At 70.5% G+C, this 19,721-nt stretch carries 18 protein-coding genes and 2 pseudogenes; 10 read left to right on the forward strand and 10 right to left on the reverse strand.

Annotated features, from left to right (window positions below):
* Nucleotides 1-4 precede the first annotated feature (4 nt).
* Nucleotides 5-679, forward strand: coding sequence for a TetR/AcrR family transcriptional regulator C-terminal domain-containing protein (locus tag AC5677_RS00945; RefSeq protein ID WP_497193056.1), 675 nt, complete (start codon nucleotides 5-7; stop codon nucleotides 677-679).
* 802 nt (nucleotides 680-1,481) lie between these two features.
* On the forward strand, nucleotides 1,482-2,030 hold the full coding sequence (locus tag AC5677_RS00950) for a Pycsar system effector family protein (protein WP_497193057.1): 549 nt from the start codon (nucleotides 1,482-1,484) through the stop codon (nucleotides 2,028-2,030).
* A gap of 134 nt (nucleotides 2,031-2,164) precedes the next feature.
* Here the strand turns inward: AC5677_RS00950 and AC5677_RS00955 are convergent, their stop codons facing one another.
* The 3 genes from AC5677_RS00955 to AC5677_RS00965 all read right to left on the reverse strand — a co-directional run bounded on the left by AC5677_RS00955 (nucleotide 2,165) and on the right by AC5677_RS00965 (nucleotide 5,141).
* Nucleotides 2,165-2,290: a hypothetical protein gene (locus tag AC5677_RS00955; protein ID WP_497193058.1), complete on the reverse strand. Its 126-nt coding sequence runs from the start codon at nucleotides 2,288-2,290 to the stop codon at nucleotides 2,165-2,167.
* Nucleotides 2,291-2,499: 209 nt separating this feature from the next.
* Complete coding sequence (locus AC5677_RS00960) at nucleotides 2,500-3,756, reverse strand: amidohydrolase (RefSeq protein ID WP_497193059.1); 1,257 nt, start codon at nucleotides 3,754-3,756, stop codon at nucleotides 2,500-2,502.
* A complete protein-coding gene (locus AC5677_RS00965) occupies nucleotides 3,753-5,141 on the reverse strand; it encodes an MFS transporter (RefSeq protein ID WP_497193060.1) in 1,389 nt (462 codons plus the stop codon). Before AC5677_RS00965 ends, AC5677_RS00960 begins: the two co-directional genes overlap by 4 nt.
* Nucleotides 5,142-5,330: 189 nt before the next feature.
* On the opposite strand from AC5677_RS00965, the gene AC5677_RS00970 reads away from it, so the two are divergent.
* On the forward strand, nucleotides 5,331-6,350 hold the full coding sequence (locus AC5677_RS00970; protein WP_497193061.1) for an Lrp/AsnC family transcriptional regulator: 1,020 nt from the start codon (nucleotides 5,331-5,333) through the stop codon (nucleotides 6,348-6,350).
* A 696-nt stretch (nucleotides 6,351-7,046) separates the two neighbouring features.
* On the opposite strand, the gene AC5677_RS00975 is transcribed toward AC5677_RS00970, so the two are convergent.
* Nucleotides 7,047-7,448 (reverse strand): PPOX class F420-dependent oxidoreductase, encoded by a 402-nt coding sequence (locus AC5677_RS00975; protein ID WP_497193062.1) that lies wholly within the window; start codon nucleotides 7,446-7,448, stop codon nucleotides 7,047-7,049.
* Nucleotides 7,449-7,649: 201 nt separating this feature from the next.
* On the opposite strand from AC5677_RS00975, the gene AC5677_RS00980 reads away from it, so the two are divergent.
* Nucleotides 7,650-8,249 carry a 2'-5' RNA ligase family protein gene (locus tag AC5677_RS00980; protein WP_497193063.1) on the forward strand — a complete coding sequence of 200 codons (600 nt, stop codon included), beginning with the start codon at nucleotides 7,650-7,652 and terminating at the stop codon, nucleotides 8,247-8,249.
* 40 nt (nucleotides 8,250-8,289) lie between these two features.
* Here AC5677_RS00980 and AC5677_RS00985 read toward each other — a convergent pair.
* Nucleotides 8,290-8,567: pseudogene (locus AC5677_RS00985) on the reverse strand (transposase); the annotation flags it as partial.
* Nucleotides 8,568-8,671: 104 nt separating this feature from the next.
* Between AC5677_RS00985 and AC5677_RS00990 the strand changes: the two are divergent.
* Nucleotides 8,672-9,160: a GNAT family N-acetyltransferase gene (locus AC5677_RS00990; protein ID WP_497196942.1), complete on the forward strand. Its 489-nt coding sequence runs from the start codon at nucleotides 8,672-8,674 to the stop codon at nucleotides 9,158-9,160.
* Between the two features lie 185 nt (nucleotides 9,161-9,345).
* Here the strand turns inward: AC5677_RS00990 and AC5677_RS00995 are convergent, their stop codons facing one another.
* The gene (locus tag AC5677_RS00995; protein ID WP_497193064.1) at nucleotides 9,346-10,170 is read right to left on the reverse strand and encodes a nucleotidyltransferase; all 825 of its coding nucleotides are present in this window, start codon (nucleotides 10,168-10,170) and stop codon (nucleotides 9,346-9,348) included.
* 223 nt (nucleotides 10,171-10,393) lie between these two features.
* On the reverse strand, nucleotides 10,394-11,143 hold the full coding sequence (locus AC5677_RS01000) for a GntR family transcriptional regulator (protein ID WP_497193065.1): 750 nt from the start codon (nucleotides 11,141-11,143) through the stop codon (nucleotides 10,394-10,396).
* 264 nt (nucleotides 11,144-11,407) lie between these two features.
* Here AC5677_RS01000 and AC5677_RS01005 point away from each other — a divergent pair, with 264 nt between their 5' ends.
* On the forward strand, nucleotides 11,408-12,562 hold the full coding sequence (locus tag AC5677_RS01005) for an ABC transporter substrate-binding protein (RefSeq protein WP_497193066.1): 1,155 nt from the start codon (nucleotides 11,408-11,410) through the stop codon (nucleotides 12,560-12,562).
* Nucleotides 12,563-12,965: 403 nt separating this feature from the next.
* Here AC5677_RS01005 and AC5677_RS01010 read toward each other — a convergent pair whose 3' ends face one another.
* The 3 genes and pseudogenes from AC5677_RS01010 to AC5677_RS01020 form a co-directional block, all read right to left on the reverse strand.
* On the reverse strand, nucleotides 12,966-13,460 hold the full coding sequence (locus tag AC5677_RS01010; protein WP_497193067.1) for a cupin domain-containing protein: 495 nt from the start codon (nucleotides 13,458-13,460) through the stop codon (nucleotides 12,966-12,968).
* Nucleotides 13,461-13,716: 256 nt separating this feature from the next.
* Nucleotides 13,717-13,935: pseudogene (locus tag AC5677_RS01015) on the reverse strand (amidase family protein); the annotation flags it as partial.
* Nucleotides 13,936-14,292: 357 nt separating this feature from the next.
* Entirely contained in the window at nucleotides 14,293-14,853 is a 561-nt protein-coding gene (locus tag AC5677_RS01020) for a cysteine hydrolase family protein (RefSeq protein WP_497193068.1), read from the reverse strand.
* A gap of 483 nt (nucleotides 14,854-15,336) precedes the next feature.
* Here AC5677_RS01020 and AC5677_RS01025 point away from each other — a divergent pair, with 483 nt between their 5' ends.
* The 4 genes from AC5677_RS01025 to AC5677_RS01040 all read left to right on the forward strand — a co-directional run bounded on the left by AC5677_RS01025 (nucleotide 15,337) and on the right by AC5677_RS01040 (nucleotide 19,717).
* Complete coding sequence (locus AC5677_RS01025) at nucleotides 15,337-16,308, forward strand: GNAT family N-acetyltransferase (RefSeq protein WP_497193069.1); 972 nt, start codon at nucleotides 15,337-15,339, stop codon at nucleotides 16,306-16,308.
* Between the two features lie 136 nt (nucleotides 16,309-16,444).
* Nucleotides 16,445-17,188: an SAM-dependent methyltransferase gene (locus tag AC5677_RS01030; protein WP_497193070.1), complete on the forward strand. Its 744-nt coding sequence runs from the start codon at nucleotides 16,445-16,447 to the stop codon at nucleotides 17,186-17,188.
* Between the two features lie 211 nt (nucleotides 17,189-17,399).
* Nucleotides 17,400-18,341, forward strand: coding sequence for an ABC transporter ATP-binding protein (locus tag AC5677_RS01035; RefSeq protein WP_497193071.1), 942 nt, complete (start codon nucleotides 17,400-17,402; stop codon nucleotides 18,339-18,341).
* Nucleotides 18,338-19,717, forward strand: coding sequence for an ABC-2 transporter permease family protein (locus tag AC5677_RS01040; protein WP_497193072.1), 1,380 nt, complete (start codon nucleotides 18,338-18,340; stop codon nucleotides 19,715-19,717). Before AC5677_RS01035 ends, AC5677_RS01040 begins: the two co-directional genes overlap by 4 nt.
* The last annotated feature ends 4 nt before the right edge of the window (nucleotides 19,718-19,721 follow it).

Here is a 19,721-nt window from a genome sequence, read left to right on the forward strand (position 1 = left end):
GGTCATGCCGCGCGACACACTCACCCGTGACCAGATCGTCCACACCGCCGTCGAACTCATGGACACCGACGGCCTCGAAGGCCTGAACATGCGCGCCCTCGGGAAACGGCTCGACTCCGCCGCCACGGCCGTCTATTGGCACGTGAAGAACAAGGACAATCTCGTTCTCCTCGCCACCGACCAGGTGTGGGGCGAGCTCAAGCTGCCCGATCTGGCCGCGGTCGACTGGCGCACCGCGGCCTCCACCATGGCCACGGACCTGTACGGGATGTTCGTCCGGCACCCCTGGCTGGTGCAGGTCTTCGCCGCACACGTCGTCTACGGCGATGGCAAGGCCCGCCACGACGACCACAGCCTGGCTGTCTACGAGGCCGCCGGCTTCACCGGCCCCCAGGCCGACCAGGCCGCAGCCACCGTCTTCACCTACGTCCTCGGCAACGCGGCCGGCATCGCCGCGACCGCCTCACTCACCCGGAAACACAACACGGACCGCACCACCGCCGAAGCTCAGTTCCAAGAGGCCATGACCAAGGCGCGGGAGATCGCCATGCGTTACCCGCGCCTGCGCGCCCGACTGGAAACCCAGGCGGCGGCCGAATACGCCGCCGCCCCCGACAAGACCTTCGAGTTCGGCCTCCAGGCCCTGCTCGACGGCCTGGAGCAGGAACTCGCCGCATAACCCGACCTGATCCCGCAAAGGGCGCCCTGTCCTGGCGAGGTTGTTTGGCTCGCGGCTCGGACGTCGCGCCGGTTCGGGGTGGATACGCGGGTGAGCGTGCGGCTCATGAGGTCGATCATCGCGATGTGCGTCGTTCGTACCGACCGTGCACGCGGGTTGGAATCCTCCCACAGTGCGGACATCGCACCGACGGCGTACGAGAGCGCGTACGCAGGGCAACCCGCTGATGTGCGGCATCGGCGAGCGCACCTTCCGTGCGGTGCTGGAGTAGCGGTCAGCCTCCACCCGCCCGCACTTTCCGGGGAGTTGCGATGCAGTAGGTGCACGGGGGCTTGCGCCATGGCGGTGCAGAAGGATGCAGCCGTTTGTTGCACGCCGGCATAGTGGCGGGCGCCCGATGGTTGACCGGTTCGAGAGAGCAGCCTGGCTCTCTGTCGGGGCGGGATGGCCAGTGCGCTCCGGGGCGCTGGGCCCCCGGGGCTCCGGGGGCCTCCGAGCCATGTGCACGCATTGGCCGTGGGCCGCGAGTTCCGGCGCGGGCCGGGCGTGGCTGAAGGCGAAGGTGTCCCATCCCCATCCGACGATCGCCACGGAGGGCTGCGGCGTCGGCGGCGAACGGCGAACTGTGACTCGATGCCGTTGGTGACCTGGATGACGGCACCGGCTTCGTTGCCCAACCCTGCGGCGAACTCGCTGACGATCGGCGCGTATCCCCCGTTGCGCCGGGTGGTGGGACCACACTGGGAATCGGGCCGGATGGCTGATGCCCCTATTCAAGCGCTCCGGAGTGAGGTAGCGAGGCATGGACCGAGGGCTGGGTGGTACGGAGGAGAACACCGCGGCCAGGGGGCTGCGAAGGGAGCCGGATGTCGGCCAGGCATGGCAGGTCCTCGGACTGGTCGACGACGCGGCGAAGCACGCCGACGCCAAGGCGGGAGTCACCCTGGCGGCTACCGGGTTGATCAGCGCGACGCTGTACCGTGCCGCGCAGTCCTGGCACCGTCCCGGGGTCTTTCTCGTGGCCTGTCTCGCAGTGAGCGGGGTGCTGTTGCTCTGCGCCGGGGTCTGCGCGGGCCTCGCCCTCGTACCCCGGACGCGCGGCGGCGGCGCACCTTCCAGCCTCGTCCATTTCGGGCGGATCGCAGAGGGCTACCCCAGCGGTAGCGCCTACGTGGCAGACCTCGCGGCGCTGACCTGCAGCCGCGAGGCGCTGTTCGGGGACGTGGCCATGCAGGCGTGGGCCATGGCACGGGTGGTGTGGTGCAAATACCTGTGGTGTGGACGGGCCGTCCGCTGTCTGCTGCTGGCGCTTGTCGCGGCGACCGCGGCAGAGGTGACGCATACCTGGTGACCCGGCAGACCGTTGCGAGCTGCCTCTCGCGTCCGTCTGGCCCCGGCATGGCGCTCAGTGGGCTCTTGCGCCGTATCCCCTCCCGCGGCCGGGCGCGCATGGGACGCCTCGTACGAGGACCCACCCCGGGAACGTCACGCCTGGGCACGGATACCCACCGTGGGGCGCAGCCACAGACGAACACTGCTGGGCTCGCAGGCCGTCTCGGCCTCCGCGGCCCGGGTGAGCACCGCGGCGAAGTCGGTGTTCTCGCTGGTCATATGAGGTCTCCTCGATTCCGCGGCCCGGTCGCCGCCGTCGTGAGTCCCCCCTGGGAAGCCCGGAAGCCCGGAGGCCCGGTTCAGTGGGCACTGCGGTGGCGAAAGTTGTGGTCACTTGGCCCGGCTCCGTACCGGAACGGGACAGGTCGCACTGCCGCTCCCGTCAGGGCCGGGAGCGGCAGTGCGAGGGCGGTGCGCGGGGTGGGCCCTCAGCCGGTGGCCGGCCGGTGGCCCGTCGGCGGGTGGGACGCGGCGGCCTGGTGTTCTGCCGGCCGCGCCGTCCCGCGCGCGGCGACTGCCTTCAGCAGTCTTTCCCGCTCGGGTGCATGGGTGGCCAGTTCGACGCCGACCAGGGCGAGGGCGAGGGCGCCGTCGAGCACCGCCCGGTCGGCGCCGGGGCTCTTGCCGTAGGCGGTGAACTGCGGGGTGTGCGGATTGGCGCCGCCGGTGTCGTAGCCGATCGTCGGATGGATCGTGGGCAACAGCCGCGACACGTTTCCCATATCGGTCGAGGCCAGCGTCTCGCCGTCGCGTCGCCGTACCGTGCGCCCGAGTGCGCGAGCCGCCCGGACGTAGGCGTCCGTCATGTACGGGTCCTGGTGCAGTTCGGCGAAGTCGTGGCCGTGGCGGCGCAGTTCGAGCTCGGCTCCGGTCGCCAGTGCGCCCGCCGCGAAGCAGTCCCGGACCCTGCGGCGTACGTCGGCCAGCAACTCCAGTGTGGGAGCGCGGACTTCGTACCGTGCGCGGGTGTGGGCCGGGATCACGTTTGCCGTCTGCCCGCCTTCGGTGACGATGCCGTGCACCACCACGCCCGGGGGCAACTGCTGCCGCAGCAGACCGATCGCCGTGTGCGCGAGGGTCATCGCGTCCAGCGCGTTGACGCCCTCCCAGGGGGCGACCGCGGCGTGGGCGGGTGTGCCCCGGTAGTCGATGTCCCAGGCGCCGACGGCCAGTGAGGAGGCGCCCGCGCTGTCGTCGGGGGCCGCATGGACCATCATCGCCGCCGCCACATCGTCGAACACCCCGGCCTCCAGCAGCGGCACCTTCCCGCCGAAGTCCTCCTCTGCGGGGGTACCGATCACCTTGACGGTCAGGCCGAGTGTGTCGGCCACGGCCGCCAGCCCGAGGGCGGCGCCGACCGCCGCCGCCCCGTTGACGTTGTGTCCGCAGGCGTGCCCGATGCCGGCGAGCGCGTCGTACTCGGCGCAGAGGCCGAGCACCAGCTCGCCGGATCCGCGGGTGGCGGTCAGTGCGGTGGGCAGCCCGCCGGCCTCGCGGGTGACCGCGAACCCGGCCTCTTCCAGCAGCTTTGCTATTTTCGCGGCCGAGCGGTGTTCCTCGAGGGCGGTCTCGGGTTCGTCGTGCAGGCTGTGGCTCAGCTCCCGCAGGCGATCGCTCCACCCGCGCACCGCCGAGGCCACCACCTCCTGGGGAATCGGCCGGCCGCCGTGATCCGTGTGCGTCATGCGAGGCGTCCTTCCTGGGCCGGGTGCGCGGTGGGCGGCCGGTGCCCGGCGCCCGTTGCGTCGGATGCGCGGTAGCGCAGGGCCAGCAGCGCGCCGGCCGCCCCCACCCCGGCGCAGATGCCCCAGCTCCACAGATAGCCGGTCAGCTCGATTCGGGTGGTGCCGTGGGTCGTGTGCGCCGCGAAGCAGGCGCCGATCACGGCCGCGCCGATGGCCGCACCGAGCGACAGCGCGAGTTCGTTGAGGCCGACGGCGAGCGCGGTCTGGTGTTCCTCGACGACCTCCGCCGAAAGCGTGCGCGTGAGGGACTGCACGATTCCGGTCGCCAGTCCGACGACCAGGGCGGCGGTCACGTACTCGCCGCGGGTGCCGTGGCCCACCAGCATCGCCAGGAAACCCAGCGCGACCAGCACCCCTCCGGAGGCGAGCACGGCGCGGTCGCCCACCCGCCGGGCCAGGCGCGGCGTCACCGCGGAACCGGCGCACCCGGCGACGACCATGGCCAGCGAAACCGTGGCGATCGCCCGCGGCCCCATCCCCATGCCGTACCCCGTCCTTGACGGATCGGCTCCGAGGAAAAGCGCGTTGGCGCCGAGAAAACCTATCGTGGCGAAGGATGCGCAGAAGGTGTGACAGCTGACCACGGCCAGGCGGCCGTTGCTCAGCATCCGCACGCTCACCAGCGGATACGCCGATCTGCGCTCGACGGTGATCCAGGCGGTGAGCACGCCGGCGGCCACCGCCGTGAGGGACAGGGTCGCCGGCGACAGCCACCCCCAGGTGCTGCCCTGTGCCAGTACCAGGACGAGGGCGACGAGCCCGGTGGTCAGCAGTGCCGCGGCCTTGAAGTGGAACGGGCCGCCGCGCGGGGCGTCGCTGTCCGGCAGGAGCAGACCCGCGACCAGGGCGAGGCAGGCGACGGGGACGGCGGTCCACAACCCGGCTGCCGGATGCTGTTCGCTCAGCATGCCCGCCACCAGGCCACCGGCCCCGATCGACAGCAGCAACACGCCCACCAGCAGCGAGATGCCGGTTCGGTTGCGCTCCGGGTCGCGGGCACGGAGGATCCCCACCAGCAGCGGGAAGAAGCCCACCAGCGCGCCCTGCAGCACCACCCCGACGGCCAGGGTCAAAGCCGACGGCCAGACCGCCATCAGGAGCGTGCCGGCCGCCACCGTCCCCAGCGCCACCCGGAGCAGTCTGCGGTGGCCGTAGAGATCGCCGAGGCGGGCCAGCAGCGGGGTCAGCACCGCGAAGGCCAGCTGCGCCAGCAGATAGATGTTGTTCTGGCCCACGCCGCCGATGCCCAGGCGCGCCCCCAGTGCGGGCAGCAGCGGCGTCAGGTAGCCCTGCACGATGCCGCTGAACAGGATGACGACGGCCATCGCGGCCAGCATGCCCGGGCCCGACGCCCTCACCCGTGGCCGGAACTTCGATCTGTGCGCGAACGCCGATGTACGCAGGAACACAGCCTCACCTCACCCGATAGCCGGAATCGACAGTGGGGGCTACTGTGCGGGCCGGACCGCGAATGGGCCGGAATATCGAGGGAATCGGACGTACGGAGCGCACTGATGCCAGAAACGGTCACCGCCAGCGAACTCGACCTCGCTCTGGTGAACGCGCTCCAGCTCCGGCCCCGCGCCGCCTGGTCCGCATTGGCGCCGCCGCTCGGCGTCACCGCGAGCACCCTGGCCCGGCGCTGGGAACGGCTGACGGCTGCGGGGCTCGCCTGGGTGGGCGCCACTCCGGGACCGGACTTCTCGCGCAGCAGGTGCTCGGCGTTCGTCCTGCTCCGCTGCTCACCCGGTGCGCGCGCGGAGCTGGCGACGCGGCTCAGCGCGCTCCCGCAGGCCGTCACCATCGAGGTGACCGCGTCCGGCAGCACCGATCTGCTGCTCGACGTGCTGGCCCCGGATCTGGCCGCGCTCAGCCGCTTTCTGACCGAGGAGGTGGACCTGCTGCCCGGCATCACGTCGGTCAACTGTCTCTTCGCCACCTCGATGTACGTCGAGGGCAACCGCTGGCGCCTGCGTTCCCTGGACCCCGCTCAGCGCACCGCCCTCGGCGGCCTCGCGCCGCCGGTACCGGACGCGCGGCGCAGCGTCGCACTCGATGCCCTGGACCGCCGCCTGCTCGACCTGCTGGTCCAGGACGGGCGGCTCGGCCGGGCCGAACTCGCCCAGCGCGCCGACACCAGCCCGGCCACCGTACGCCGCCGGCTGCAGCGCCTGACCGACTCCGGCGTCCTCGCCTTCCGCTGTGACGTCGCCGCCCCGCTCGCCGGCCGCCCCGTCCCTGTCACCTTCCTCGCCCACGTACCGGCACGCGACCTCGCCACCGTGCACCGGACCCTGACCGCCCTGCCCGAATGCCGCCTGGTGGCCGCCGTCACCGGCAGCGCCAACGTCCTCCTCACCCTGTGGGTGCACGACCTCGGCGATGTCCAGCGTCGCGAAACGGCCCTGTGCGCCCGCCTCCCGAGCCTCACCGTCACCGACCGGATCGTGGGCCTGCGCACCGTCAAACGGATGGGTCACCTGCTCGACGAGGAGGGCAGGCGCATCGGCGTACGGCCGATCCGGCCCTGGTAGTTACGGGGTCTCGCCAGGTCGGCGGCCGGGTCCGAAGCTGTGGTGTTCCAGGCTTCGGTGAGGAAGCCGGCGTCGGCGGCCGTCGGCGGCTCCGGGACGACCATGGGCGGGAGGGCCGCCGGCCCGCTCCGCCGCCTCCGGCACTGCTCCAGACGTCGGCGACGAAGTCGCCTGGTGGGGGCAACGCGGGCGGGCGGCTTCCGCAGGTGTACCGGACCCGCCCGCCTCGGGACGGCCGTGTGCTGCGTCGCGGCGGTGACCAGACCGCTGGTGGCCCCTTCGCGGGCTTCGGCTGCGGTCGAGAACAGCACCTGCGTCTTTCGCGCCGTGCCGCGGATGACGGCCTGGGCACGGCTGGTGTGCCGGGTGCCCTTCGGTACGGGGTGATCTCGGGGGCGAGCGCAGCGCGGACGACATCCCCGCCGCCCCCGTGCGCGAACGCGCCACATCACCCGAGCACGTCCGCGCCTCGCACCTCGCACCTCGCGCCTCGCGTAGAAGATGACGCCCGGAGGCGGAGAATGCGAGTGGATTGCACGCGCTCGGTATCGGTGACGGCACCCGGGCCCGAGCGTCTCCCCTACCGGGGCGGGGACGACCCGGGCAGCGGCGTGACGTCACCGGTGAGGCCGGCCCCAACCACACTGCGCCCCGTCACGGGACCGGGGCCTGCCCCGCGCGGTGACATCACGCTCATCAGCCGCGAGGGCTGCTGATCCGTTCGGGCTGGATCACGAAGATCACCCGGACTTGGTCGCGACCGCCGAACCATGGGTAGGGCCCGCCGAGATACTTCTGTGAGAGCGCCTCGATGTGGTCGACCGCCCCCTCGGTCGTCACACGCACCACGCGGCCGCGGATCTGGACGTAGGAAGCCGGTTCCGAGGGGTCGGCGACCGCGACGGCCACCCGCGGATCGCGCGCGATGTTTCGGGTCTTTTGATGCGACTCGACGCTGTTGATCAGGACATGCTCGCCGTCGGTGTCGACCCAGGTCTGGGTGAGCTGCGGCGAGCCGTCGGGCATCGTCGTAGAGATGTAACAAGTGCTGGGGCGACGCAACAGCGCCACCACATCCTCGCCGAGAGGCACGGACACGGGGATTCTCCATAAGTCGGTTCGGTGGGGTGGGGGGCACGGGCAACGGTAACCGCGACGGAGTGTGCCGTGATCCTCGGGACGGGGCAGGGCGACCAGCCGGCGGTGCCGAGTGACAGGCCACCGGCCATACCTCGGCGCGCCCCGCGGGAGAGACTCCGGACGATTTTCCAAGCCCGATTTGTTTGGGAACATGGCCATGTGAACGGAATACCGGTCTTCGGCGGGGCCGAGCCGGCAGATGCCCTCGACGTGGCACCGACGGCCCGGACTGCGGTGGCCTGGCTGCCGCCGCAGAATCTCTGGCCGACGATTCAGGACATCCGCTGGGAGCACGATCCGCAAGTACGACGGTGGCCGCCGCATGTGAATCTGCTGTTCGGCTTCGTACCGGAGGCGGAGTTCGCACGGGCCGTACCGCTGCTCTCCGCCGGGGCGGCGCACAGCACGGCGTTCACGGCGCGCCTGGCCGGAGTACGGTACTTCCGGCACCGGCACTACGCCACGTTGTGGCTCGATCCGGCCGCGGCCGACCCGGCGCCGTGGGCCCATCTCCACCGGGAGCTGGGGCTGCGGTTCCCGCTCTGCCACGGGCGCGTCGGCCGCTTCACCCCACATCTGTCCCTCGGCCGCACCCAGGACCCGAAGCGCCTGGCTGCCGAGTGCGCTCTCCGGCTCGGCGCGCTGTCGGCAGTGGTCGAGGAGGTGGTCTTGCTCTCCCGACGCGGCGAAGGGCCCATGCGGGCCCGGACCGTGATCACACTGGGCACGGGCGATGTCCGCCAACCACAGGAGTGTTGAAAGGAGCGTTCCGTCCCGGCGATGTCGTTCGGTTCGAGGTTCAGACGTCGCGCCGGTTCGGGATGGGTGCTCTGGTGAGCCTGCGGCTCATGACGTCGATCATCGCGATGCGGATCATGGCTTCGGAGCGGGGGGGTGGGTTTCGTAGTCGCGGGCGAGTCGGCGGTGGTGCATCAGCCGGCCGAAGGGCCGCTCGACCACCCAGCGACGGGGAATCACCTTGAAGCCTTTGACGCCGGGGGCACGTTGGACAACTTCGACGTCGATGCCGAGGCGGGCGCCGTGGTCGATGGCTTTGGTGCGGTAGCCGGGGGACGCATGCCGGTGGGACGGCGGTAGTGGCCTGCCGGGAGCACGGATGGGAAACGGCGTTGCATCCTGTGGTGACCGGCCTGGATGCTGGCTGGTCGGAGGCGGTGAGGATGATCAATGTTGTGTTGAAGCTGTCGGTACGCGATTTGGTGCATGCGGACCTCGTGTCGTGCGGCTGGTCGGGGTCCGAACGCCATTTGGCCGGCGTCGCAACGCAGTTGGAGCGTGCCCGGCTCGGTGAGGTCGACTACCTTGCGGTCTGCACTGCAACGGACATTCCCGTGGCGAAGGGTGGCGTCGACTACCAAGTCAAGGACGGTGTCGGCACTCTGTGGCAGCTGGCAGTTCATCCGGCATTGCAGTCCTGCGGGATCGGCACCTTCCTTGTCGCAGCCGCGGAGCTTCGGATCAGGAACCGCGGCCTGCGGCGGGCCGAGCTCGGCGTGGAGGAGAACAACCCCCGGGCCCGGGCTCTGTACGAACGACTGGGCTACGTCGCATACGACCGTCAGCCGGACTCGTGGGACGAGCAAGCCCCGGATGGATCGCTGCGCCGCTACGAAACGATGTGCACGTTGATGCGCAAGGAACTTTCGTAGATTCGGCCGCGTCAGGGGATCCGCCTACCGGCTGCGCAGATGAGAACGGGCATCGGTTGCCGAGGAGTCTCAACAGCAGTTGTCGATCACTGCGTGGGACACGGTCGATGAGAAGGGACACCGCTGCTGGGCATCTGGAGTGTCGGTGGCTGCTGAGAAGGCCGAGTCATGGTGTGGGCCAAGAGTCATGGTGTGGGCCGCCCGACAGGGACGCGGCGCTTCTCGCCGTGCACGGTTGTGTATTCGGTTGCGAGCCAAGGGCCGAGGTCGTTGACGAGCATCGCGAGCACCGCCGGGTCGGGTGAGGGTGCGCGGCCGATGGATGCGGCGACACGCATCTGCTCGACGCGCTCGGGGTAGTAGCGGCCGAAGAAGTCGGCGGACCGGTCGAGGTCGCTGGTCCAGCCGCCCCATCGGGGCATGATCAGGGTGAATCCGGTGCGGACGAGGCGGCGGCCGACGCGACGGCTGAGGGTCCGGCGATCGGCGTCTGTGGTGGTTTCGGCTGCTGTGGCACGCCAGTGTGGAAGCAGGCGGGCGAGGTCACCGTTGGTCTCGCGGGCGAGGAGGGCCGTGGGGCGGTATCGGGGCAATTGTTCTGCGAGGTCCGGGCCCAGCAACGGGGTGCAGAGGCAGGCGATGAAGAATCCGCCGTCGTGACGTTCGATGTCGCTGAGCAGGACCCGTGTGCTGGTCAGCAGGATCCCGACGCCATCGATCTGCGGGAATGCACGGTCGAGCAGGGCCTCGATGGCTTTGGCGTCAGCGCGGTCGGCTTCGGTGGGCTCGTCGTGGAGGGCGAGCTGGAGGTCGAGGTCGGAGACTCCGGGGGTGGCGGTGCCACGGGGGATGCTGCCGTAGACGTAGGCACTGTGCAGACGCGTTCCGCCGAACGTCTCGGTGATATGGGCGCGGGCGGCATCGACGACGGGGACGAACGCTGCCGGCACTCGCTCCAGTGCGCCTTCGCGTGCGATCGTTCCGTCGCGGTTCAGCCCTCGTTCCTTCATGGGGCCACTGTGCCGTGTGCCGCTGTTTGCTGCCGAGCGGATTTCCGGGCCGGTGTGGCGGTGTGGCGTCCGCGTATCGAACCGCGCACACATGTCCGGTGACGTGGGTACGGGCGCACCCCGCCTCTTTCGGGGGTCTCGCGGACTCTGCCGCCCCCTTCCCGAAGGGTGGCAGCCGGACACCACCCCGGCGGGCGACGCACGAGGCAGACCGCGGAGCGGCTCAGCTCATGGCGGGGCCCGTTTTGCGAGCCAGCGGGTTGTTCCCTGTCGAGTTGTGGACGCTGAAGCTCACGGCGTCCGAGCGGTAGCGGTCGTCCGACCACTCCACGGGGCGCCCATCGCGTGTGGTGGTGACCCGTCGTACGCGCAGGAGCGGGCTGGTGCGGCGCACGCCGAGGAGTTCGGCGTCCTGGGCTCCCGCCGCCACGGCGTCGATCAGATGCTCGCCGTATGCGAGGACCAGGCCCTCGTCCTCGTACAGCCGCTGTGTCACGGACGGGCACTCGGGGTCGATGCGCTCGACGGTGGGGGCGATCCAGTCCGCGTACACGGTCCGCTCCAGCAGCACCCGCTCGCCGTCCAGACCGCGCACTCGCAGGATGTGCAGCACCGGCGTACCGGGCGGGAGCCGGAGTCGCGCGGAGATCTCCGGCGTCGCGGGGCGGTACGCGGACGACATCACGCGTCCGGACGCCTCGCGGCCCATTGCGTGTGCCCACTGCGCGAAACTGCACAGCTCGGCGAAGCTCTGGCTGCGGCGGCCGGCCAGGACCACACGGCGGGCGCCCTGGCGTGACCCGATACGTCCCTCGGCGGTCAGGGCCGCGACGGCCTGGCGCACCGTGCCGCGCGAGACGCCGTAGTGGGCCGCGAGTTCGGTCTCCGCGGGGAGCAGACTGCCCACGGCGTAGTCCTCGCGGTCAATCGCGCGCCTCAGCTCTTCGGCGATCTCCTCGTGTCGTGCCGCCATGCTTCCTCTCTCGCGCGGAGTTGTGCGCACAGTGTGTAGCGCGGCCAGCCTAGGTGAGATGCCGTGATGCCCCCGCGAGCTGCGATTGTGAGGGAATCGGGGTCAATAATTTAACCGATGTTCACCTTCCGTACACCATTGGCGGGCCTACTGAGGCCCAACTTGTTCGGACAAGTCGCCGGACAAGCGCCACCCCCCACGTGCATCCCCTGTGTGGCCCCGCATGAACCCCTCAACCCCTCTGTGCGTACCCCTGGAGAGACCGTGACCGTGTCCCTGCCGAGGACAGCCGTCCTCACCGGCGTCCTCACCGGCGCCGCCGCCCTCGCCCTCAGCGCCTGCGGCGCGTCCCCCGACGCGTCGACCAGCCCCGACGGCAAGAGCGTGGCCACCGCAACCACGGCCAAGGCCGCCGGCGGCATCAACGCCCTGGCCAAGGCGGCCAAGAAGGAGGGCACACTGCATGCGATGGCGCTGCCCCGCGACTGGGCAAACTACGGCGCCCTGATCGACGGCTTCGAGAAGAAGTACGGCATCAAGGTCGAGGTCGAGAACCCGAGCGGCGCCAGCCAGGACGAGATCAACGCGGTCACCTCGCGCAAGGGCAAGGACAACGCGCCCGACGTCCTGGACCTCGGCAGCTCCTTCGCGCAGAGCGCCGCCCAGCAGGGGCTGCTCGCGCCGTACATGGTGACCGGTTTCGCCGACATCCCCGATGCCCAGAGGGACTCGATCGCCCGCTGGGCGAACGACTACGGCGGCTACATATCCTTCGGCTGCGATGCCAGGCGTGTGCAGACCTGCCCGACCAGTTTCAAGGATCTGCTCAAGCCGCAGTACAAGGGGCAGGTCGCGCTGAACGGCAACCCCGCCAAGTCGGGTTCGGCCTTCGGTGCCGTGTATGCGGCCGCCCTCGCCAACGGCGGCTCCTTCGACGACATCCGGCCCGGCCTGGACTTCTTCGCCAAGCTGAGGAGGAACGGCAACTACACGCCCGTCCAGTCCACCCCGGCCACCGTCGAGAAGGGCCGGACTCCGATCAGCATCGACTGGGACTACCTCAACGCCGGGTACACCGACGCGTTCAAGTCCAAGGGCCTCGACTGGACGGTCGTCATCCCCTCGGACGGCAAGTTCTCCCAGTACTACTCGCAGGCCATCAACAATTATGCGCCGCACCCCGCGGCCGCACGCCTGTGGATGGAGTACCTCTACAGCGCCGAGGGCCAGAACCTCAGACTCAAGGGATACGCCCGTCCGGCTCTGATGACCGCCATGAAGAAGGCCGGCACGCTGGACAAGACCGCAGCGGCGAAGCTGCCGAAGGTCTCCGGCACGCCGACCTTCCCGACCGAGTCCCAGCAGAACAGCGCCAAGGACGTCATCGCCCAGTTCTGGGGCGATGACGTGTCCGGATGACCGCGACCGGCATCAGGGCCGACGTGGTGCCCGCCGCTTCCTCCCGGCGGCGGCACCACGCGGTCGGCTGACCCGCACTCCTCCCCCGGCAGGTGAGGGTGTAGCCGGCGCTCGACGCTGTGGGTGGCCCGAGCGCCGGTCCGATGTTTTCGCTCGGCATCGTCGGCAGGCCGGCCGGTGACGGCGCAGGCGGCGGTCTCACCGGTGGGCGCACCATCGCCGGGACGGGGACGTTGGACGCCGACGGGAAGGTGGGCGCGGTGGGCCGAGCCGCGCCCGGGAACGGCGTCTCGGCCTCCCGCGCCTACCTGCTGCCCGACGGCCGGGGTAGCGGCTGCAGGGCAGGTGGTTGGGGTGCCCGGCGGGCGTCGGGAGGCCGGGAGGGTGCGGTGTGCGGGCTCGTTCAGGCCTGGAGTGCGGCGTTCCATACAGGACTGTCGACGTAGTGGTTGTCGAAGCGTTCGGAGGAGGCCTTGATTTCTTCGGGGCTCGCCTCGCCGCGCATGACCCGGCCCAGCAGGCGCAGGTAGTCGAAGCGGGCCATGCCGGGGGTGAAGGCGAAGAGGACGTCGGCTTCGCGTCCGGGGGCGGCGGCGAAGGCGTGCGGAGTGTTCGGCGGGACGAGGAGGAAGTCCCCCGCCTCGAGCACGGTGATCTCCTCGTCGACGAGGACGCGCAGCGCGCCGTCGATGACGAAGAAGAGCTCCGCGGCGCGGGTGTGGAAGTGGGCCGGGGCGCCGACGGCTCCTTCGGCGAAGGTGGAGCGGTAGCTGGTGAGCAGACCGCCGGTGGTGTCGGAGTCGGCCAGCAGCGTCATCACACTGCTCGGGTCGCTGGTCGTCTCGGCCTCCGCGGCCCGGGTGAGCACTGCGGCGAAGTCGGCGTTCTGGCTGGTCATATCCGGTCTCCTCGGTTCTGCGGCCCGTTCGCCGCCGTTGTGAGTACCACTCTAGGAAGCCCAGAGACCCAGTTCATGGTGCATTTCAGCGGCGAAAATCGTGGTCAATTGACCTGGCGCCGACGCACCTGCCGGCACACCCTCCACCCCGACCGGCAACGCCTGCTGACCGCAGCCGACCTGGTAGGCATCCGAACGAACCTCCGCGCCCGCCTGCCGGCAAGGGTGGCGTCGAGCCACAAGTGCGGGAGCGCGGTCAGGCGTTGTGGTGGCTGCTCGCCCACACGGCGGGGGTCCGCTGCACCCAGGGAGTGGCCTCTTCCAGCTGTCCGGCGAGACGGAAGAGGACGTCCTCGCGGCCGTATCCCGCGGCGAACTGGATGCCGATGGGGAGTCCGGTGGCGAGGTCGGTCTCCAGGGGGACGGACATGGCGGGGGTGCCCGCGACATTGAACGCGGCGGTGAAGGGCGAGCGGGTGAGCGGCTCATGAGGATCGTCGAAGCCGCCCTGGACCGCCACTCGGCCCCCAAGGCTGCCCGGTGAAGGGGTGCGCCACGAAGTGATCCTGGTGCAGTGGCGTGGCCGGACGGCAGTGAGCCGCTGCTCGGCGGTCGACTCCCGGCAGCCGCACGCGGAGCCCCGGCCTCGCCCGTTCGTGTCCAACCGGGTGGTGAGGTCCGGCAGTTCGGGCCGGACCGGACCGGCGGTCCGGACCGGCGCTCCAGTTCGAGCGCATCCGCCGACTCGGCCGCTTCCACCCCATCCACGTACATGGTGGGTGCCCGCCGGCGCCGACCGCACCGCCCACGTTGCCGTCGACCCGGCGTGCCGCTATTGAGGGGCGATCGTCGTGAGCCAGTCGTCGACGGTGACGACATCCGCCCACTGCGGGAACAGCCGCTCGGTAAGAACCCGGTGCACCTCAGGATCGGTGTCCAGACAGCCGTCGGACAGGACGGTGAGGCCGAAGTCCAGGTCGTTGGCCTGGCACAGGGTGGACAGCACCACAGCGCTGGTGGCGATGCCGGTGAGCACAAGGCTGTCGATGCCTCGCGCCCTGAGCACCACGTCGAGATCGCTGCCCGAGAACGCACTCGCCCGTCTCTTGGTGACCACCACATCGCCCGGCCGGGGCGCGACCTCGGGGTGGATCTCAGTTCCGGGCGCGCCCTCTACGAAGAGGCCTGCCCGTGCGATGGCAGCGAGAGGCCTGTTGCGCGTGCCGACTTCCGGGAAACCGGGACGTAACGCGATGACCACGTAGATCACGGGGATGTTCGCCGCCCGGGCCCCGTCGATCGCCCTGCGCAGCCGTGGCACGTATCCGGAGCCGTCGTCGGCGATGTCCACGATGGCCCGTTGGACGTCCATCACGAGAAGGGCGCTGCTCATATCGCCTCCAGGAACGAAGTAGTTCGGTGTACGGCTCGATCTTTCCCCACGCGGCATCAGCAGTCACTGACGGGCGGGTACGTCCGATCGGCCGCCCGTCGAAACGGCAGAAGCCACCGCTGGCTTCCAAGGGACCGCAGAAACCGCCGGACGTGCACCGGACGCCGCTCCACCTGACATCCGCACGTCACGCTGCCAGTCCGGCCTGCCGAGGTGGAGAGCATGGTTCTGCGGCTTCCGCTGTGTGGATCCGGTTCCCGATAGCGCGGGGCCCTGAAGGCGAGCCCGGCACGGATGGCGGCGGCGGGGGCGTCCGGCCCCGGCTGAGGGGCGTCGGGAGCGCGTTGGTCTTGTCAGCAACCGGCATTCAGATCGCGAAAGGAGAAAAGGCTTTGCGCCCGTGTTCCCCGGGCCGCTACGGTCACCTGGCCGCGATACGGCAGGCCCATCGACGAGGAGGAGGTGTGCAGCAGATGCGCACAAGTGCCGAGCTGCCGAACCCGATTTCGACGTTCGCCACCTCACGATGGAGTCATCCTGTCCATTCACCTCACCTCACTGATCGATCCTGAGCACGGTTCGTCCAGCCGCCGCCTTGCGTGGCTGGCGTCCGACGCCGATGGATTCCCTGTCGGTTCGGCGTTTCTGCGGCTGTTCACCACGCCTGGGCAGCAGCACTATGCCGAGGTGGACCTGCACGTCCACCCGTCCGCGCACAGACACGGCACGGGAACTCTGCTACTGAACGCCGCCGTGCACGCCGCCCGCGAGGACGGCCGCCGCTCACTCGTGGCACAGGCCGAACCCGGGTCCCCCGGTGCACAGTTCCTGCGTGCCAGAGGCTTCAGCGAAGCCGTGACGTTCACGTACACGCGGCTGAACCTGGCCGACACTAACCGGCCGGCGCTCACGGCGATCGTCGAACGGGCCCATCCCGGCTATCGACTGTCCTGCTGGGACGGCACCGTCCCGGACAACCTCGCCGACACGTTCGCGCTCTCCCGCCGCGCCATGGATGACATGCCGATGGGCGACACCGACTACGGCACGGTCGACTGGGACGTGGATCGCATCCGAGCCGTGGCCGCGGCCGTCGCCCGACGCGGCGATGTGCTGCACACCGTCGTCGCCATCGATGAGGCGGACGGCTCGATCGCCGGATTCACCGAGCTGGTCGTCTCCGGCGACGGCACGGGCGACGGGCAGCACTACGGCACCGGCGTCCTGCCCGAGCACCGCGGACACGGCCTCGGCCGGTGGATGAAGGCGGCCGCCATCCTGCAGGCCCGCGACCGTCACCCGAACCTCAGCGGCCTGCGCACCGACACCGCCGACGGCAACCTCCCGATGCGCGCGATCAACGACGCGCTCGGCTACACGCCGACTCATCAGGCCATCCACTACAGACTCGACCTCTCGCCGCAGCAGCCGACCCAGGACCGGCACAGCGCGTAAGGCGGTCCGCGGGCCGGCCGGCGGCCGGCCCGCGGGCGCCATCCCACACTTCGTCAGACCCCTTAGGCCGACGGGCACTTCGCAGACCTCCGCCCCGGAGTGAGCGAGGTGTGCCCTGTCGTGGAAAGGCTTGCGCGTGAATCGCGAACAGATCTCCCGTATCGCCCATACCGACCACCCGGTCAAATCCCCGCTCAACGACACATCCGTGCGTCGGCTCCTGGAATACGGGCTGCCCCGAGGCGACGAGCGGGTGCTCGACCTCGGCTGCGGCAGCGGGGAATGGCTCCTGCGCGCCCTGGCCGCACGGCCGCACCTGCGCGCCGAGGGCGTGGATGTCTCCGCGGACGCCCTGGCACAGGCCCGGCAGGCGGCGCGTGACCGTGGCGTGGAGGACCGCATCGTCCTCCACCACCAGGGGGCCGAAGGCTTCGCGGCCGCCCAGGCCTTCGATCTCGTGATCAGCGTCGGCGCCACGCACGCCTTCGGCGGTCTCCTGCCCACCCTTGCCGCGGCCCACAAGCACCTGGCTCCCGGCGGCCGCGTCCTGATCGGCGAAGGTTTCTGGGACCGCACCCCGTCCCAGGAGGCCATCGACATGCTCGGGGACTGCGCCGATCTCGCGACAACCGTGGACCACGTCGTCGCCGACGGATGGACGCCGGTCCACGGGCACGTCAGTACACGTCGCGAACTGGACGACTACGAATGGGCCTGCTGGGGGTCGCTCGCCTCCTGGGCGCTCGACCACCCGGCCGATCCGGACAGCTCGTCTGCGCTCGCCGCGGCGACCACCCACCGCACCGAATGGCTCCGCTTCTACCGGGACACCTGGGGGTTCGTCTCCCTCGTACTCCGCCGGACGCCTGACCACCTCTGAAACAGCGCCGCCACCCGGAACCCGGTGACAACCGGGGCGCTGAGGTCCGGAAGCGCAGCCCGAGCGGCGGCCCGGCGCTCTTCGGCACCCTCTCGGGCATCCTCGGGGTGCAGGCCGGTCGTCAACCGTTTTATGAGCGTTCAGTTGACTGCTCCTGATCGTTGTTGTGCGCTGCATCTACGGTCCTTGAGGTTTTCGAAGGAGGGGACTCATGGATGCACTCCTCGCAGTCCGGGCTCGCGGGATCACCAAGTGGTTCGGGGATGTCGTCGCGCTCGACGGCGTCGACCTGGATGTGACACAGGGGCAGATTCACGGCCTGGTCGGACCGAACGGCGCCGGCAAGACGACCTTGCTCGGCCTCCTGCTGGGTCTGGCCGTCGCCGACAGCGGCAGCCTCGACATTCGGGGTACACCGGTCGGGCGGGCGCTCGACGCGCCCGACGGTGTCGCGGGTTTCGTGGACGGACCCGGTCTCTACCCCTCGCTCACCGCCCGGCAGAACCTCGCCGCGCTGGCCGCTCTCCGCGGTGACGACGCGCGGACGACGGCGATCGACGACGCGCTTGCGCAGGTCGGGCTCACCGACGTCGCCGACGACCGGGCCCGCGGCTTCTCCCTCGGCATGCGACAGCGGCTGGGGCTGGCCGCGGCGCTGCTCACCAAGCCCCGGCTGCTTGTGCTTGACGAGCCGTCCAACGGTCTGGACCCGGCCGGTAAAAAGCACGTACACGGTGTCCTGACCCGGCTCGCGGCGGACGGCACCAGCGTCGTGCTCTCCAGCCACCGCATGGACGACCTCGAGGCCCTGTGCTCCGACGTCACCATCCTCGCCGCCGGGCGGGTCGCCTTCTCCGGTCCGCTGAGCAAGCTGGCCGCCGAGGAGCAGGAACTCGACTACCGGGTACGCACCTCCGATGCGCACGCCGCCCGCCAACTGGCCGCCGAAACGGCCGGGATCCGCCTCGTCGACGACGCCGGGGCACGGCACGATGCGCAGGTGCTCGTCGTGCGCGCGCCGGTACCAGCCCTCGACGCACTGGTGGTGCGGCTGGTGCGGGCGGGCATCGCGGTACGCGAGCTCTCCCCCGTGGTATCGCCGCTCGAGGCAGCGTTCCTCGTCCTCACCGAACCCGAGGAGGCCGGACGATGACCGCGACCCACGCTCACGCCCAAGCCCACGCCCAGCCCCACGGCGCCGGTACCCGCCGCGCCTCGGTGGCGCGTGTCTACCGCTTCGAGCTGGTCAAGCTGGTCTCGCAGTGGCGGATCCGCCTGCTGGTTCTTGCCTGCTGGATCGCTCCGGCGCTCTTCGTCGCCGCGGTGGGCCAACAGAGCACGCTCCCCGTCGACACCCTTTTCGGTCGCTGGATGCACGCCACGGGATGGGCCGGACCGCTGGTGATGCTCGGTTTCGCGGGCACCTGGGCGCTTCCGCTGCTGACCTCGGTGGTCGCCGGCGATGTGTTCGCCGCCGAGGACCGGCTCGGTACCTGGCGCCACCTGCTCGTGGCGGTCCGGTCGCCCAGGCGGATATTCGCCGCGAAGGCGTTGGCCAGCCTCACCGTCCTCCTGCTGCTCGTGGCCGGGCTGGCCTGTTCCAGCGCGGCCGGTGGGGTCGCGACGGTCGGCGGCCGGCCGCTGGTCGGCCTCGACGGCCACCAGCTGACGTCGGCGGACGCCGCCGCAAAGGTCCTGCTCGCCTGGATCTGCGTCCTCGCTCCGACCCTCGCCCTCGCCGGGATCGGACTGCTCGGGTCCGTCGCGCTGGGGCGCTCCCCGATGGGACTGCTGCTGCCCGCGCTCGTCGCCCTCGCGATGCAGCTCGCCCAGATGATGCCGCTGCCCGTCACCGTGCGCCTCGCCCTGCCCAGCTACGCCTTCATCGCCTGGAACGGTCTGTTCACCGGCCCGGCCCAGCTCGCCCCGCTCCTGATCGGCATCGGTGTCAGCCTGGCGTGGGCCGTGCTGGCGACGGCGCTGGCCTATCTGCTGTTCCTGCGGCGCGACTTCACGAACCTGAGCTACGACGGCTCGGGGCGCCGCGCGGTGACGGTCGGGGTGCTGCCGCTGGTCGGGCTGGTCGCCGTGACGGTGGCGGTCCTCACCACGTCGACCACGGCCACGGCGACCGGCTCCGGGATCGGGCAGGAGAAGGTGCAACGCTCGGTCGCCACGGCATTCGCCCACCTGTACCGGATGCAGACCGATCAGCTCCACCGGCCCGCCGTCACCGAGGCGCAGCTGAGAGCCACGGCGACGTGCAACAAGGGCAGCCTCCAGGTCGCCGCGCAGGGGCCGGGCAACGACTGGCGCTGCGTCGTCTCCTGGCATCTCCCCGGCGTCCAGGCCGCGGGGCAGGCCATCTATCAGCTCGACGTGACCCCGGACGGGCGTTTCATGGCCGATGGCGACGGGCCGAAGGAAGTCAACGGCTATTTCCTGGTGCGGACCCCGGAGGGGGACGCGCCGAACCCGCTGTGGCAGTTCGACGGCAATGTCGAACTCGTCTCCACCTCGAAGGGATGACTCC

Source organism: Streptomyces sp. JLSY215 (assembly GCF_059682825.1).